Source organism: Pelosinus sp. sgz500959, from assembly GCF_042610375.1.
Classification (GTDB): Bacteria; Bacillota; Negativicutes; order DSM-13327; family DSM-13327; genus CTSoil-075.
In genome coordinates, this window is record NZ_JBGJZL010000002.1 from 283,196 (window position 1) to 298,833 (window position 15,638).

The following is a 15,638-nucleotide window of genomic DNA, read 5'->3' on the forward strand; positions in this document are numbered from 1 at the left end:
CTGAAGAAGAAAATACAAATAGAAAAACGGATATTCTTCATCTTTACAAACCTACATTTGTTGCTGCATTATTCTTAAATAAGGTCGCATCTTGAATATAAGAACGCATAACCGTTAAGCTTTTATGTCCTGATTGTTTCATTATACTTCTTTCATCGACCCCTCGATTCGCAGCTGTAGTAATTAAGCCCGAACGCAGACTGTGCCCAGAATATTTTCGCTCATCTAAACCTGCTGCTTTTACGAGTTTTTTTACAATTACAGCAACCGTATTATCGCACAATCCCTTCTTACCAACTCTCCCAGATTTATTTACACTTCGAAATATCGCCCCTTCGCTAATTTTCGATTGATTTAGCCAATCTTGCAACGAACGCACGGGGCAGGTTTCTGGATTGCTGCCATAAGGGATACCTTTTTTATACCCTTGTCCCTCTTGATCCGTTTTACTATGTTTTAACATTATAGTAAGGCCATCTCGAGTGAATTCAAGATCATTTATAGTAATAGCTACTAGTTCCGAACGACGGAATGCTCCTGCAAAACCAATCAAAATCAACGCTCGATCTCTAATGTCGGTTAAGCTACCACCCAAAGTATCGACCATCATTCTAATATCTTCAATGACGGCAGCCTTTTTTTTATTAGGAAGCGTGCCTTTTGTTTTTTTAATACCCTTGATTACAGCCTTTACACCAAAGGAAAAGGTAGGACTTCCGCAATCAGCTGCTTGGTGAGCCTGGCTAATGGAACTCAAACGCCTAACAATGGTTGATACTTTCTTAGTGTCTGCCATCTCAGCTACGTAATTAATTACGGTGTTTACATCTGCCGCCAAATAAGCTACATCGCGCTCACGGCAATATGATACAAAATCTTTCCAATCCGCCTTATAAGATTTGATCGTATTATCAGCTTTCGCATGTAATATATACTTTTTTGCTTTTTCAGTAGAAAAATCTACCTCACACTCTTTTTTAACTATAATATCACTCACAATTCTACTCTACCCCTCTCTCAACATTACCTTCGATAACTTTCTATTATCGAAGGTAATGTTTTTTTATATATTATAACGTTTTTTTCTATTTTTATCAATATTTTCTCAAATAAATATATAATTTGCTTATTTTCTTTCTTTGAAGTATACTATAAGTATTCTTGTATACTAAAGATTACTTATAAAAATAATTATTTAAAGTATTCTAAAAGTCGTACTTTTGTAGAGGTGTTGGTAAAATGAGCGAAATCGTTAATTATTCGGTAAAAATTGATAGTGAACAACGAGATTTATTGCAAAAAAAGATTGCAGAGAGTGAAATGACGGCTGGGAATTTTCTTGCGGCAATGTTGACGAATTATGAAGCAACGCGAAGTCGGGAGTCCTTAAGCGATATCAGGGAACTCAATCAACTCAAAAACCATTTAGCACGAATCGAAGAAATTTACATAGGTCTAGCGAAGAGCCGGAAGGATGTAGAAGAAGATCACACTCATGATATGGCGGCTGTACAAGAGGAATTAGTAGCTGTAAAAGCTAAATTGGTCGATATACAAACGGCAGCCAAAAAAGAAGTTGAAGAGATTACTAATCAAATGAAAGAAATTTCAGATAAATCAGTGCAAGATAATCAGAAAAATGCCTTAGAACTTGCGGATTTAAAAGAACAAAAAGAAATGGCTGAAGAAAGCCAACGACAAGCTGTGAAGATTGCTAGTTTAACAGAACAGACCCTCAAGCAAACACAAGAGCGAATGACTGAACTAGAAGCAAATGCCACTTTAAATAGGAAAAAAGCTGAACAAGCCATTATGGAGCTGGATCAAAAAAACATGGAATTAACTAATGCAATACAAGAAATTATCTCTTTGAAAAACCAATTAGAAAAAGAACGAGAAAATACTAAACGTTCCCTCGAAGATCAACAACGTCACAGCGAGTTAGATAAACAAAATGCCATTTTATTAGCACAACAGGAATCTTTAGTTAAACGAGAGAATCTACAAGATGAAATCGTAAGGCTGAGAGATCAACTCGCCACAGAACGAGAGCGCATTGCTCAAATTATACTAGCGAGTAACCCTATACCCGATCAAAAAAAAGGTGAACAATAATTTTTTGCCCAATTAAATAAACAAAATAAATAAACAAAAACAGGTAGAAAATGAAAATTTCTCTACCTGTTTTTGTTCAAATTTCAAATGAGTTCTTTAAAAGGGACTCTCTAAAATTAAAACTGTGATTTGAGATTAAAGTTTTACACTAAAGGTCGTCTAATGACGTCCAATACTGTGCCGTCACGATATTCTACAACGGCTACCACTTCATCACTGACTTTGAGTGGTGCTGGTTTTCCGCCAAGGTCATAGGCCATGTCGCGAAGTGCTTCAATCGTCATTAACGGCAAACCTGAACCCTTCAGATTTTCAATCAAATCTTGGCGTTTAGGATTGACAGCGACGCCACGGTCGGTAACGATTACATCTACCGTTTCACCTGGGGTAGAAATGGTTTGCACAGCATCCGTGACCATCGGCAAACGTCCGCGTAGAAGTGGCGCTACGATAATGGTACATTTAGCTCCAGCCGATGCATCTGGGTGACCGCCAAGAGCTCCCATCATAATACCATTAGAATCCGTAATGACATTGACATTGAAATTAACATCTACCTCCGTAGCTCCTAGAACTACATAATCAAGTTTATTTACCATTGGTCCTTTATTCCAAGGATTCGCATAAAAAGTGCAATCATACTCTTGATGCCTAGGGTTGTTTCGTATGGACTCAATAGCCCGAGCATCAAAAGTCTGAACATCAAAAATTGTCTTGATAAGACCTTCATCTAATAAATCACAAAATGAACCAGGTATCCCACCGATTGCAAAATTAGCCGTAATTTTATCCCTCAGCATAACATCTCTTAGGTATTTACCAGTAGCCACCGAAGCTGCACCTGCCCCAAGTTGCATGCCAAATCCATCTTTAAAAAATCCCCCATACTCCATGACGCGAGCTGCCATTTTGGCAATGATAAGATCACGTGGATTGTTGGTAAGGCGTAATGCACCAGAGGAAATACCTGCTGGATTGCCGATGCAGTCTACTTTTACAATATAATCTACTTGGTATTGGGGAATGCTTACGGGGCAAATGGGATGGTCTACAAGATGGTCAGTAATCGCTACCACGGTATCCGCCATACGAGCATCTACCATAGCATAGCCCATGGAACCACAAGCGGTTGGTCCTTGAACACCATTAATATTGCCATAAGTATCGCAAGTTGGTGCAGCGATAAAGGCAACATCAATTTTAAATTCTCCACTTTCCAGTGCGCGCACACGCCCGCCATGAGTACGGATAATCGTCGGCTTTTCCATTTTATTAGTAGTCAAAAAATGTCCTAATTTATTTCGCAAACCGCTGGTCTGAGCCGCTACAATAACCCCTTCTTTAAATAAAGGGATTAACTCATCATTGGCATCTAAAAAAGAACTAGGAGCTAAGGTTAAGCCTTTAATGCCTCTCCCGGCAATCGCCTTCATCACCATATTCATCACATAGTCACCATTACGTAAACCATGATGGAAGGATATGGTCATACCATCTTTCAAACCAGAGGCATCAATTGCTTCCTCAATGGATTGTAATAATTTATTCGTACCTGGATATACGGCTTTTAGTAGCGATCCTGCTTTGCGAATACCGGCTGGTGGCTGGGTAGCAAATGCTCCAGCATAAGGTATTATTTCTTTATAGCCTTTCAGACTGGCTGGAATTTCTCGGATTGCTGCATTTATCATTAGATCCCCTCCTCCTTTTGGTAGATACCGGTTGCTGTCGCAAGGTCTAAAACGCGTTGCGCTCTAATTACCATAGGCATATCAATCATTTTTCCATCTAAAGCGATAACCCCTGTATTCTTTTCTAAGGCCTCTTGGAAAACAGCAAATACTCTCTGGGCGTAATCAATTTCTTTCATCGAAGGAGTAAAGATACTATGGATAATATCAATTTGGCGAGGATTTACACAAGATTTACCATCAAAGCCTAGTTCCTTAACCATAGCAACTTCATTAAGTAAGGTCTCTTCATCGCGTAAATCAGAAAATACAGAATCAATGGCTTGAATACCAGCTTCTCTAGCAGCAAGTACAATCATACTTCTCGCCACAAAGAGTTCTCTGCCGCCAGTGATAATATTTCCTCTGGTTTTTTCCGTCTTCAGTGATGCGGCAAAATCCTCACCACCAATGGCAATGGCGATCATTCTAGGACTGGCCGAGGCAATTTCATAGGCGTTGCGCAAGCCTTTAGGACTTTCGATAGAAACCATAATCTTAATTGATCCCGGTTCAAAACCATACTCTTTTTCTGCTTTAGTGATGATTCTGTCAATATCTTTTATCTCATCTCCGTTTTCCCCTTTTGGCAGGCGAATGTAATCTGGTTTGGCAGGTAAAAGGTATTCTAAGTCTTGATATCCCCAAGGAGTACTGATATGATTGATGCGCACCCCTATTTCACATGAAAACTTAAGTTTTTTTAGAGCATGATAAACAAGCTGTCTAGCACTATCTTTTTCCATAACGGATACAGAATCCTCAACATCAAAGATAACGCTATCCGCTCCATATATCCCTGCATTTTGCAATAGCCCAGGATTATTACCGGCTGCATACATGACCGTCCGACGAAGTTTATCCTTTTTCATATTGTCTCCTCCTTTTATACAATAGCTCGTGCAATCGCGGTTTTTACTCGGGCCTCAATCGTATAGTCCATAGCTCCTTTTTCGTTGGCATGAACTACTGCATCAAAAATATCTTGTTCCGTAAGAATCTTCGTAATCAGATTTATAATGTGTTCTCCATACTGCTGCATCGTAGGACTAACTAATTCAATTTTTACTCCCGTCCCTGGATCGGCTGGAGATATGGCAACAAAAATATCTGTCGATTCTACGGTTCCAGCTTGTCCTGTTTTCAGTAGCTTAGTCATCAATAATTCCCTCCCATTGCTGTAGAACTACACACTATATCAGATTCAATCTAGCTATTTTTGCAAAAAAAATCATCGATCTTAGCGTGTTTCTACTAATGATTAGAGTATAGTAGAATATAGAGAATCTTTAAAATATATCTTATCTATGTTCAGCCATATGAATTTTGTATCGCAAAAATGCTGCAATTAAGATGCCAAACAATCATCTCTTTCTTGAAAATAAATCATGCAGATCACGTTTTTTAGGAGGTTTGTGTTCATGGAATATCGGGATTGGCTTATTATAAAAGTACTGTTTGAAGAAAAAAACATTACTAAAACTGCCAATAGCTTATTTATATCCCAGCCCGTACTTACCGTACGTTTGCGCCAAATCGAAGAAGAATTTGGTGTAAAAATAGTACATCGAGGTAACAAAGGCGTTTTCTTTACCCCAGAAGGTGAATACTTAGCACATTGTGCTGAAAGCGCATTAGCCGACCTACATAAGATAAAAGAACGTGTTGCCAATATTGGCAGTGAAATGACAGGCACTTTACGTTTAGGCGCATCAAATTATGTGACTAAATATCAGTTGCCCTGTTTGCTCAAATTATTTAAAGATAAATACCCCAATGTTGAATTAAAAGTGACTACTTCTTGGAGTAAAGACATACTTAACTTAGTCTACAATCAAGAAATACACGTAGGTTTTGTAAGGGGAGACTATAGCTGGCGAGATGAAAAAGTTCTACTCTTTACAGAGCCAATCTGTCTTGCATCAATGGACGAAATACATCTGAAGGATCTGCCTAATCTCCCTAAAATCGATTATCGAACGGAAAATACAATTCAGACTTTACTTGATAATTGGTGGAGAGAGAATTACTCAAGACCCCCCTTAATCAGTATGACTGTAAATAATGTTGATACATGCAAGGAAATGGTCATAAATGGTTTGGGTTACGCCATATTGCCTGATAGAATTGTAAATGAGATACCAGGTATTTATAAAATTTATATAAGAGATAAAAAAGGAATACACGTTTTACGAAATACCTGGATGCATTTTCAAAAAGAATCCTTGGAAACAAAGATCATTCATGCTTTTGTTAATTTTGTTAAAGGTTATAAATTTTAGAAATATTTATAAGGATTTCATAAAGAAAATGGTAAAGGCCTCCTCGTTGGTGATACAACGTCGGAGGCCTTTACCATTAGATAGTACTTGCATAAAAGTACTGATTTTCTTTTTGTATAAAACTACTTTTCACACAGTCTACCGTCCCCTCGTCCTTGTGTTAGGATCAGCAAGCAGAAAAACGATATTTCTCAAACCATCTCCTTTTGTCCCAAAATCTAGTGTATTATATATAATAGAGCCTTTTTTTGCAACTTCAGTAATATCATTTTATTGCTGTATACGAATTATCTACTTAGATTGGAGATTTCTATGAAAGTTACTAAATTTATAATTTTGCTGATTAGTATTACCTTACTATTTAGTTTTACCTTAACATTAAATTCTTCCGTAACATCGAGTGTTTCTGTAGTTCAGACCAATAAGATCTATCTTGCATGGAAAAATAGCGAAGATGCCGTTGCTTATGAAATGGAGATCACGACCAAACCTTATAAGCCAAGTGATTCCGTACCAGCTGAAGAGATCATCTACCATACAGTGGGTATTTTTACTCCTGGCATTGAATTAGACTTAAATCCCCTTCCGATTCAGCATATTGATAAGACATATTATAGAGTTAGACCCTTAGATTTAGACAGGAAGCCTCTCGCGACCTTTTCTGAACCTATGCCCTTATCAAGTGGGCAATTAAATCCTACTAAGCCACAGCCAACAGCTCTTTTTAATACGAATCGGCCAGTACCACTTTACCCGACATATTCTTGGATCCCAGTACTCGGAGCTGAGCATTATGTTGTTGAGGTTACTAAGGGCGTTCCTGAAAACCCGAATGGAGTTACCCCCTCAAAAAAACAAATATATAGTTACACCGTGGATGAAGGATTTGATTGTTATGACACACATGCTTATGTCGATGAAGGTACCTATTACTGGAGAGTCATTGCACTTAATAAAGACGATTCCCCGATAGGTACTTACTCAGATGCTATTCCTTTCCATATTTCGATAAAGCATTATACGTGGGCAGTTTTTGGTGACAGTATTACTCATGGTGGAGGAGCTATATCGAATTCACCTTCAGATATTAGATTTGATTACTCATCGTACCTACCGTATGAAATTAAAAACTTGGGGAGAAGCGGCGACAGCGTTGAATCGTTAGTTGAACGTTTCAATAGTGACGTTTTGCCATTTCATCCTAAGTATCTTTTTATACTTGAAAGTGGTAACAGTATAAGAGGCGGAACGAAGGCCGAGGATGTAATTAAGCAATTCCAACGATTAATCAATAAATGTAAGCAAAATGACATAACTCCAATTTTTTTAACGATTCCACCGATCAATCCAGACAGAATTGAACGAGTCTTTCATAAGCCCTCTGTTGAAGATTGGCAGAGCCAAACCGCTATCGTCAATACTTTTCTAAAAGAACAACAATATGTAATTGATGTTAATCCTTTATTAAGTGATAATAGAGGGTTTCTGCCAACTATGTATTCACAAGATGGCTTACATCCTGATATCTCAGGTAAAAAGGTAATAGCGGATGCTGTAATTCGATTCCTTCTTACTTTTGATAATCCTTCAGTTGTCTCCTATTAGGATCACCTCTTGTATACTATACAATATATACTCGACAAGAGCATTTCAAATTATATATTAGATATCCCGGCAGTTGAAAAATTATCTTCTGCTAGGATATCTAATAATAATTATCACATGCTGAATTGAAAAAGCACTATATCAAATAATTGGGCTTATCTGATATAGTGCCAAGTTGAGCGTACCACAAATACCCTAACGGAATAAACCACAAGGGGAGCATTTTAATTTCACGACTCTATTTTTTAGCCAGCATTTCAAGAATTGTTTGTGAAAATCAAAATTTAAATGGTGGAGGTGGTCTACAATCTTGTAAATTGATTATTCAGTAGTCAAATAGGTCGAAGAACAGCATCCAACTCATTTGCTTTAGCACTTCTAAATGATAAAATTAACATGTAAGCTTTACGAATACGATCTGCATCTGGATTATTTTCTTCCCACTCTTCTAAGTTATCAACTAACGTGGGAATATTGTATTTTACTTCTAACTCGGTAAGGATATCAACCAATCCTACGTCATTACCTTTGACCGATTCTGCACGATTGAGGAATTGTTCTAACTCAGATATGATTTCCATAATAATACCATCCTTTAGCTATTTATCTGCCAATTTCTCTTGTCTTGCTCTAGATGATTGAACTTCATCTGTATAAAGTTCAATCATCAAAAAGTCATCACGATTCCATCTAGATGACTGTATCTAACAATATTATACAAAAACTACATAAATTTTTAATCAAATAAGGAAATTTAGCAATTTTTTCGATAAAATTGACGAAATATAAAAAACCATGTATCGTATTGACACATGGCAAAATATCTTCTATTGATTATGCAGTAGAATGAAAAAACACTCTCTAGCCTTTTCCTTATGTATCCTACTAATTGGTATGACTGTACCATCTCTCAGTATAAACTTATCACTAACGTATTGCTCAATATATAAAAAATTGACAACATAACTTTTATGAGACCGTATCCACATTTTTGATTGATGATACTGTACGAATTCATCCAGGGTAGTGTAAACAGCGATTCTTTCTTTTGTCCGTGCTAGAACAATATTAACCTTATTTTTTTGACTTTCTAGATAAAGGATATCCGTTGTCAGTATTCGCTGTGTTACGCCACCTCTGCTAATCGCTATGCTTTCTTTCATTACATCTTTAATTTCGGCAATTGTTTTGTCCAATGCAACAGTTAACTTTTTCATATTTACAGGTTTGACCAAATAAGCTGTGGCATTGACCTCATAGCCCTCATAAACATAATCTGTAGAACTGGTTAAAAATATAATCTGGATCAGTTTATCCTGCTGGCGAATCCACCGCGCGCAAGTCATGCCATCCATGTCACCCATAATTATATCTAGGAAGATAATATCAAAATGTAATTTTTTATCCCCTATGGCAGAGATTAACTTTTCAGCACAATCAAAAACGAAAACTTTCCCGTCGATACGATGAGTTTGTATATAGTCTTCTATGGCATTACATACTTGAGTTCTATCTGTATGATTATCGTCACAAACCCCAATGCTTATCATTAAACTCCCCTCACAACCTTAATGGTAGTCTGCGAGCAATTGTCCTATTGACTGTGAATCCTTCGATACCACTCGCAATATGCAGTTATCCTATAAGAAGGAAAACCTTCGAATTATGTCGAACTATATTTTGTATATTCTACATAATTATGGATAGTCCTTCTTTTTAATGTAGCACTACTCTATGCTTTACCATAGGATTTTGGGAGGTTGTATGTCCGAATCTACGCTGATTTTATTTCATTTAAGCAGAGTTGTCTTTGCAATATCGAATATTTTGCTTACTTATTCCTTCTTAACATCAAAACGTCCTTTGTGGCTTCAGACGATAGCCTTTGCTAGTACAGTGATTACTCACTTTTTCTTGCGTGACTTTTTAACTCCAATGGGGCTCGACCCTTTTTTAATTGGTTATATACTGGTTTTATTGTATTTAGTTCCTATTACCCTAGTTTTTAAGGAAACAATTCATACTAAATTTTTTGTTGTTTTTATGGTTATTTCTTTGTCCCAATTTAATTTTCTTTTCTGTTTATTTTTAGAGCAATTAGTATTTGACCATATGGTTGGCGGTTTGATTTTGATAGGTCAATTGCTAGAACTATCCTTTATACCATTAATGAGAAAACATATAACGCCCCATATTAAAAACATTCTTGAAATTATTAATCACAAAAATCGTATTTTTACATTATTTCCGTTTTTTTCTTTTCTATTATTGGCTTTCTATGGTGTACAAAGAAAGTATCTGTTGTCTGCTTTTATTCCCTTAGTACTATCTACTATCATTATTTTCATTTCCTATTACCTAATCGCCATATCCATCACACAAACTAAGCGTCACCAACAGCTTGAGAAACAATTGACTTTGCAACGTGATCACTATCGTAATCTAAATGACAGTATTACTATGGCCAAAGCAACTCGCCACGACATGCGTCATCATCTAGTGACAATCTCGGAGTTTTTAGGCAAAAAAGATGTTGCTACCGCGCAAGAATATTTGAACAAGCTCTGTCATTCCTATGACGACAGTTCTATCCCTACAGTATGCCAAAACCAATCTGCCGATGCGCTTATCTGTTATTACTTAAAGCTAGCGAATCAACAAAAAATCAACTTTGTCGCCAATCTTCATATACCTGACAATTTAGGCATCAATGATTTGGATTTGTGCGTTGTTATCGGTAACGGTTTGGAAAATGCCATCGAAGCCTGCGGTAAGATGATCGATGGAAAGCCGCGTTTCATCGACATAAAAGCCAAAATAAGCAAGGGATATCTTGTCATTAAGATTACGAATTCATTCAATGGTCTCGTTCAGTATCAGGATGATGCTTTTATCTCTTCTAAAAAGGGTAATGGCAACGGAATCGGTCTTTTTAGTGTGAAAACACTAGCAGCTAAATACCAAGGGCATTGCATGATTTCCTTTGATCAACAGATTTTTGAAGTGTCTATCTCTCTAAAAACTTCATAAATCCTTACATCTACCCAAAAGGAATATAGGGGCAGGTGTATGTCATTAACTGGTCTCTTGTTCCATTATGAGATAATATTTACAGATAAAACACCACGGTGTCGATTTATTAAAATGACAAAAAGTATCGTACCCTGCATCTCAGCGTTTTATCCCATATCACAAGATTGATTTCAGTAACTTGCGGTGCCCACGCTGCAAGTTGACTTTCCCTATAATCTTTTGTATTGATTGAATGAACAGTATTAAACAGTATAAACCACTCATTATCTCCTACAAAGGTAGATAATGAGTGGTTTAATTTTTAAAAGACTTAGGCTATATACAAAACTCAGCCTCACACCCCACTACTTTCTAAATCTCCTAAATAAATCCTTAGAACGTTTGGAATTTCAAGATCCATTGTACCTGCACCATAAGCAATTTTATTAACCTTTAGCTCTTTAGATACGTGTCCGAAAGATTTTGCTAACGTTGCTACGATAGCTGCACCAGTAGGGGTAACCAATTCGCGTTTAATATCCCCTGTATAGAATGGAATACCTTTAAGTAACTCAGCTGTCGCTGGAGCAGGAACAGGCATACGCCCATGTTGGCATTTTACGAATCCACCTCCAGCGTGAAGAGGCGAAGCCTGTACATTTTTTATACCTAGATATTCAAGACCAATAAAAGTCCCCACAATGTCTATGATACAATCGACTGCACCAACCTCATGAAAGTGGACTCTATCAACAGGTATCCCATGGACCTTAGCCTCTGCTTCAGCCAATATAGAAAAGACGGAAATCGCACCCTGTTTTACGGATTCGGATACACTGCTGTTATTAATAATATCACGGACATTATAGAGGTTCCTTGATTTTTGAAACCATGATCTTTTTAACTCTACATTAAAATAGTTAGCACTTATCCCTTTTTTTGTTACTCTTTTATTAATGAGTCTATAGGAAGAAATCGGTAGCTTACTAAGCTCCGTCTGTAGGTATTCGAAAGGTAGGCCGGCATCAATCAAAGCACCTATCATCATATTTCCGCTAATGCCTGAAAAACAGTCTAAATAAATTGTTGTCATTTGTTCACCTCAATAATTGAATTGACGCTACTCGTCAGCTATTTTTACCATTTACAAGTCAACTTGGATCACCACGATATATATGTTACCGCCCTGAACAATTTAAATTTGTTCTGTGTTTTTTATGCTAACTATGTAAATTTCTATATCTTAGATTCATTTTCCTTTATTATATTAAGTAAAATATATACGTAGGCACAAAAACTATAATATAAAAATGCAGCCAACCTACACGAAAGTTGACTGCATTTTTATATTTTATTTCTTGTAAGCTATTATCTCATTGTTATCACGGGGAGCAAAGCTTTGTGAAAGTATCATACTTGTAACGCTTTAATGAGTCCTGTAAGTTCTTTAATTTCATTAATTTGTTTGCCATATAAAAGTAACTGTTCTGCTAACTTTATAATAAATTTCTGCCCAATTCCTCGTTTTTCTAGATCATCAATCCTTCTAAAATCAAAAGGTAATCCTTCATCATAGATGCGACTTATGGAAGAACAAGCAATGAAGCCTATGGTTTCTTTTAGTATGGATTTTCTGTAAAATTGATTGTAATATGTCTGATAATTATTGCTTTTATTAGAATGCTGTACCCATGCCTTATGAAATGTATCGCTGAACTCTTGGTAAATCCCTTCTATCATTTCCAATAAATACTCATGGTAATCCTTTTTTTCACTTTCGGATATGTCATCTAGACCAAGTAAGGAAGCATAGGTCAAAATAATACTGCCGAGTATTCTGCCGATATCAAAAGATATTGGCCCATATGTAGCATACTCGGTGTCAAATACTTTCATTTCATTATAATCTATAAAAATATTAGATGTATGGAAATCAGAATGGATTAAACATTGCATCTTGTTCACATAAATATCTCTTAATTGGATAACCTCTTGCCTTATCTTTCGATTGCTACAAAAAGTAGCTACATCTTTTTGTATATTTATATTCATGTGATAATTACTATTATCTAAAATAGCGCCCATAAACATAAAATCATCCCATAAATATTTTATATTGCAGGTAGTAAACCTATTTTTAAGATTGATTTTCTCCTTGTGGGTTAAAAATAAATCCGATGTATAAAATGCGGTTTTTCCCAAGAATGTTCCTAGTTGCTTAGGCAATTTAGGGAATTTTTTTCTTTTCAACAATTCTGAACTCATTATTTTTAATCTGCTTAAATCTTCCATTATAATGATTTTATGTACATCATCCCATACATAAATTTTAGGCACAGAATTGGGGCAAATCATATCCCAACATTTAATCGAGTCAACCTCTGCCTTGATTCTATCTAACGGTATTAGTTTATATACTTTATTGCCTGTAGAACTTTTGAGATGTGGCATTACCTGCTTTAAAATAACAGATTTATTATTTTTTACTGATTGAATGGCTATAATCACATTTACGTATCCATCCACACTAGGACTGTTTCCAGATACTTGTTTTGCAACCAATTCATCCTCTTTCGGAAACAGAGTAATGTATGTACGTATATAGCTTATCGCTTCTGCAGGAGTCAATACTTTATATGTATCCACAAAGTAACCTTCTTCCTCTTTGTTATAAATAAGCAAACTTATATATTATAATAAAGTTAAAGATCCGCATTGTAAATGGCAACAGACTAAAGCCTTATATCAATGCTATGTTAGAGCAAAAAATAACTGATTATCAAAAGCAAAACTCATGCAGCAATTTTATGATTGAATTACTGCATGAGTTTTTGCATTTTATTACTCATTCATTCTTTTCCTACCATGAAGAGTGACAAAAGAATATGATTTGTATAGTTATGAGCATTAATGAAATACTACTTATAGTTACTATTTTTCAGGAGGGATTTATAGTATGGCTGATCAAAAAGATACTAAAACAATAATGGATGATCATCAACCATCACTTTCTAACCGTGATGTAACGATGGATCATCATGATTACAGTGCTACTCATGATGAAGAAGGAACTACTCCACAGAAACTCCATGATGATACAATCTATGATAATATGATTTTCCCCAGTTAAATGAAAAGGTTATTGCTGCATCACTAGCAATAACCTTTTCATTTTCATCATTTCTTGTAAGTCTTGAGCTAATTTAGATACTAAACGAGTCCTACATATACTTTAATTTCAATATCATCTACTAAAAAATGAATGACAATTGTTTTAGGTACTGACAAAGTAGCTTGCCCCCCCTGAGCAATCATAAGAATTGGAGGTGAGATATCAAGGCCAGCTATACCGCTTTTACTATACTGGGTACAAGCATTGGCACAAACCATGTTACCCATTTCTGAAACTGCACTCTGTGCCAGTTGGTCAAATTCGAGAACTTCCATTCCCATCATCATTCTCGACGCAAAACGTTTTGCAGAATCAACATCCATGCCAATCATAATGACGCCTTTGATTGGACCCACTACGGAGAGACTAATCAATATTCCGTCATATTTGAAAGTAGATCCTACTACTGAAAGACTCTTTTTTTCGATGGTTTGGAAACCGATTTGTGGAATGATCTCACCAAAAGCAGATAGGATTGGATTAATAAGTTTTACATCCATAATACCGACCCCTTTTTAAACCCAACACCCAAAAATATACTTCCAAAATCAGTTTCAGCAATAGCTTTTTGAATTTTGACGCTTGGACTTACAATTTCTGCTGTATTACCGTGGAATAAACTAGGAGGAGATACGCGTAAACCAAAAGCTTTATCCTTTTTATTGAGCATAGAACAAGCAATCCCTGCAATGATATTAGCAAGTTCCGATACCATTGCTAATACCTCTTCTCGACTTTTTGAAGGACGTTTTAGAATTGCTTCCGCTATTTTTTCTGCAGACTCAACAGATAGATCCATAATCATTGAACCTGATGATTGTCCAATAATACCAATTACAGTTGTAATCCCTTGGGATATGTAAGGAGCATCGTTATTTTCGATTGCTGTAAAGGTTATTGGTGTTTTAGCCATACGTGTGACGTTTTGGGCAAGAGCTTCTTTGAAGGTTTCGAGTCCTCTTTCAATCAATTGTTCATAAAGAGAATCAGGTGACATGATATTAGTAATGACTTTAACCAAAGTTTCAGCATCCACTGGCTTTTGCACATAGCCAGAAACTCCAATGCGTTTAGCTTCAGCTTCCGTCTCTTCATCTTTCATGGAACTAACAAGTATTATTTTGGCTTTGGGATCATGTATACGAAGTTCTCGACTGCACTCAAACCCATCAGCCCCTGGCATTGCTATATCCATCGTTACAATGTCTGGCTTGCAAGTTGTGTATGTTTCAATTAAATCCTCTAATGTATCTACCTCGCCGACAACTTCGTATCCATTTTCCGATAACGCTTCTGAAATCATCATTCTGGAAAACGGAGAGTCATCCATAACCATCACTTTAATACTCATTTACTTCACTCCTTTAAATAAAACAGATATATTTTAAAAATTCAATATATTTAAATTTGAATAGATACATAGCAACCTGGAATGTCGATTATAATGTTTGTTTTTCACATAATGTTTAACACTCCTTTTACATTTGATTTAAATAATTATTACAAATTATATTTCTATATGAATTCGCGCTTTTTCGAGCCAATTCCTTTTAATTTTTAATATTTTTATTCAGATCTACCTAATTATTTTAATTTAATAAGATGAAAATTTCGTTTAATTATCTTAATAGTTAATCATCAAATACATTTAATTTTGTCTTAAAAAAAATACAGTACTCCCACAAGAGAAACTTGTTGGAGTACTGTATTTTTCTTAAGATT

Annotated in this window: 15 protein-coding genes; 5 read left to right on the forward strand and 10 right to left on the reverse strand. The window is 35.9% G+C overall.

The window, feature by feature from the left end:
* Positions 1-43: 43 nt before the first annotated feature.
* Positions 44-997 carry a site-specific integrase gene (locus ACAN52_RS04030; protein ID WP_378952603.1) on the reverse strand — a complete coding sequence of 318 codons (954 nt, stop codon included), beginning with the start codon at positions 995-997 and terminating at the stop codon, positions 44-46.
* Positions 998-1,239: 242 nt separating this feature from the next.
* On the opposite strand from ACAN52_RS04030, the gene ACAN52_RS04035 reads away from it, so the two are divergent.
* Entirely contained in the window at positions 1,240-2,115 is an 876-nt protein-coding gene (locus tag ACAN52_RS04035; RefSeq protein ID WP_378952606.1) for a hypothetical protein, read from the forward strand.
* Between the two features lie 143 nt (positions 2,116-2,258).
* Here ACAN52_RS04035 and citF read toward each other — a convergent pair whose 3' ends face one another.
* The 3 genes from citF to citD are packed head-to-tail and all read right to left on the reverse strand — an operon-like array spanning position 2,259 to position 5,004.
* Entirely contained in the window at positions 2,259-3,806 is a 1,548-nt protein-coding gene (citF, locus tag ACAN52_RS04040) for a citrate lyase subunit alpha (RefSeq protein ID WP_378952609.1), read from the reverse strand.
* On the reverse strand, positions 3,806-4,717 hold the full coding sequence (locus ACAN52_RS04045) for an HpcH/HpaI aldolase/citrate lyase family protein (RefSeq protein WP_378952612.1): 912 nt from the start codon (positions 4,715-4,717) through the stop codon (positions 3,806-3,808). Before ACAN52_RS04045 ends, citF begins: the two co-directional genes overlap by 1 nt.
* Before the next feature lie 14 nt (positions 4,718-4,731).
* The gene (citD, locus tag ACAN52_RS04050; protein WP_378952615.1) at positions 4,732-5,004 is read right to left on the reverse strand and encodes a citrate lyase acyl carrier protein; all 273 of its coding nucleotides are present in this window, start codon (positions 5,002-5,004) and stop codon (positions 4,732-4,734) included.
* A 262-nt stretch (positions 5,005-5,266) separates the two neighbouring features.
* Here citD and ACAN52_RS04055 point away from each other — a divergent pair, with 262 nt between their 5' ends.
* Positions 5,267-6,127, forward strand: a complete 861-nt coding sequence (locus ACAN52_RS04055) for a LysR family transcriptional regulator (RefSeq protein ID WP_378952618.1) — start codon at positions 5,267-5,269, stop codon at positions 6,125-6,127.
* Between the two features lie 312 nt (positions 6,128-6,439).
* Positions 6,440-7,732, forward strand: coding sequence for an SGNH/GDSL hydrolase family protein (locus ACAN52_RS04060; RefSeq protein WP_378952621.1), 1,293 nt, complete (start codon positions 6,440-6,442; stop codon positions 7,730-7,732).
* 332 nt (positions 7,733-8,064) lie between these two features.
* Here the strand turns inward: ACAN52_RS04060 and ACAN52_RS04065 are convergent, their stop codons facing one another.
* On the reverse strand, positions 8,065-8,313 hold the full coding sequence (locus ACAN52_RS04065; RefSeq protein WP_378952624.1) for a hypothetical protein: 249 nt from the start codon (positions 8,311-8,313) through the stop codon (positions 8,065-8,067).
* A gap of 246 nt (positions 8,314-8,559) precedes the next feature.
* Positions 8,560-9,282, reverse strand: coding sequence for a LytR/AlgR family response regulator transcription factor (locus ACAN52_RS04070; RefSeq protein WP_378952627.1), 723 nt, complete (start codon positions 9,280-9,282; stop codon positions 8,560-8,562).
* A 214-nt stretch (positions 9,283-9,496) separates the two neighbouring features.
* On the opposite strand from ACAN52_RS04070, the gene ACAN52_RS04075 reads away from it, so the two are divergent.
* Positions 9,497-10,762, forward strand: coding sequence for a GHKL domain-containing protein (locus tag ACAN52_RS04075; RefSeq protein WP_378952630.1), 1,266 nt, complete (start codon positions 9,497-9,499; stop codon positions 10,760-10,762).
* Positions 10,763-11,099: 337 nt separating this feature from the next.
* Here ACAN52_RS04075 and larC read toward each other — a convergent pair whose 3' ends face one another.
* Positions 11,100-11,837 carry a nickel pincer cofactor biosynthesis protein LarC gene (larC, locus tag ACAN52_RS04080; protein WP_378952633.1) on the reverse strand — a complete coding sequence of 246 codons (738 nt, stop codon included), beginning with the start codon at positions 11,835-11,837 and terminating at the stop codon, positions 11,100-11,102.
* Positions 11,838-12,154: 317 nt separating this feature from the next.
* Positions 12,155-13,390 (reverse strand): S-methyl-5-thioribose kinase, encoded by a 1,236-nt coding sequence (mtnK, locus tag ACAN52_RS04085; protein WP_378952636.1) that lies wholly within the window; start codon positions 13,388-13,390, stop codon positions 12,155-12,157.
* A gap of 310 nt (positions 13,391-13,700) precedes the next feature.
* Between mtnK and ACAN52_RS04090 the strand changes: the two genes are divergently transcribed.
* The gene (locus ACAN52_RS04090) at positions 13,701-13,874 is read left to right on the forward strand and encodes a hypothetical protein (protein ID WP_378952638.1); all 174 of its coding nucleotides are present in this window, start codon (positions 13,701-13,703) and stop codon (positions 13,872-13,874) included.
* A gap of 80 nt (positions 13,875-13,954) precedes the next feature.
* On the opposite strand, the gene ACAN52_RS04095 is transcribed toward ACAN52_RS04090, so the two are convergent.
* Positions 13,955-14,416, reverse strand: a complete 462-nt coding sequence (locus ACAN52_RS04095) for a chemotaxis protein CheX (protein WP_378952641.1) — start codon at positions 14,414-14,416, stop codon at positions 13,955-13,957.
* Positions 14,407-15,267 carry a response regulator gene (locus tag ACAN52_RS04100; RefSeq protein ID WP_378952648.1) on the reverse strand — a complete coding sequence of 287 codons (861 nt, stop codon included), beginning with the start codon at positions 15,265-15,267 and terminating at the stop codon, positions 14,407-14,409. Before ACAN52_RS04100 ends, ACAN52_RS04095 begins: the two co-directional genes overlap by 10 nt.
* Positions 15,268-15,638 lie beyond the last annotated feature (371 nt).

Excerpts from the sequence above, each read along its gene's own strand:
- citF (WP_378952609.1), bottom strand. The coding sequence starts at position 3,806 with ATGATAAATGCAGCAATCCGAGAAATTCCAGCCAGTCTGAAAGGCTAT.
- ACAN52_RS04095 (WP_378952641.1), bottom strand. The coding sequence starts at position 14,416 with ATGGATGTAAAACTTATTAATCCAATCCTATCTGCTTTTGGTGAGATC.
- citD (WP_378952615.1), bottom strand. The coding sequence starts at position 5,004 with ATGACTAAGCTACTGAAAACAGGACAAGCTGGAACCGTAGAATCGACA.
- ACAN52_RS04035 (WP_378952606.1), top strand. The coding sequence starts at position 1,240 with ATGAGCGAAATCGTTAATTATTCGGTAAAAATTGATAGTGAACAACGA.
- ACAN52_RS04065 (WP_378952624.1), bottom strand. The coding sequence starts at position 8,313 with ATGGAAATCATATCTGAGTTAGAACAATTCCTCAATCGTGCAGAATCG.
- ACAN52_RS04090 (WP_378952638.1), top strand. The coding sequence starts at position 13,701 with ATGGCTGATCAAAAAGATACTAAAACAATAATGGATGATCATCAACCA.
- larC (WP_378952633.1), bottom strand. The coding sequence starts at position 11,837 with ATGACAACAATTTATTTAGACTGTTTTTCAGGCATTAGCGGAAATATG.
- ACAN52_RS04060 (WP_378952621.1), top strand. The coding sequence starts at position 6,440 with ATGAAAGTTACTAAATTTATAATTTTGCTGATTAGTATTACCTTACTA.
- ACAN52_RS04100 (WP_378952648.1), bottom strand. The coding sequence starts at position 15,267 with ATGAGTATTAAAGTGATGGTTATGGATGACTCTCCGTTTTCCAGAATG.
- ACAN52_RS04055 (WP_378952618.1), top strand. The coding sequence starts at position 5,267 with ATGGAATATCGGGATTGGCTTATTATAAAAGTACTGTTTGAAGAAAAA.
- ACAN52_RS04045 (WP_378952612.1), bottom strand. The coding sequence starts at position 4,717 with ATGAAAAAGGATAAACTTCGTCGGACGGTCATGTATGCAGCCGGTAAT.
- ACAN52_RS04070 (WP_378952627.1), bottom strand. The coding sequence starts at position 9,282 with ATGATAAGCATTGGGGTTTGTGACGATAATCATACAGATAGAACTCAA.
- ACAN52_RS04075 (WP_378952630.1), top strand. The coding sequence starts at position 9,497 with ATGTCCGAATCTACGCTGATTTTATTTCATTTAAGCAGAGTTGTCTTT.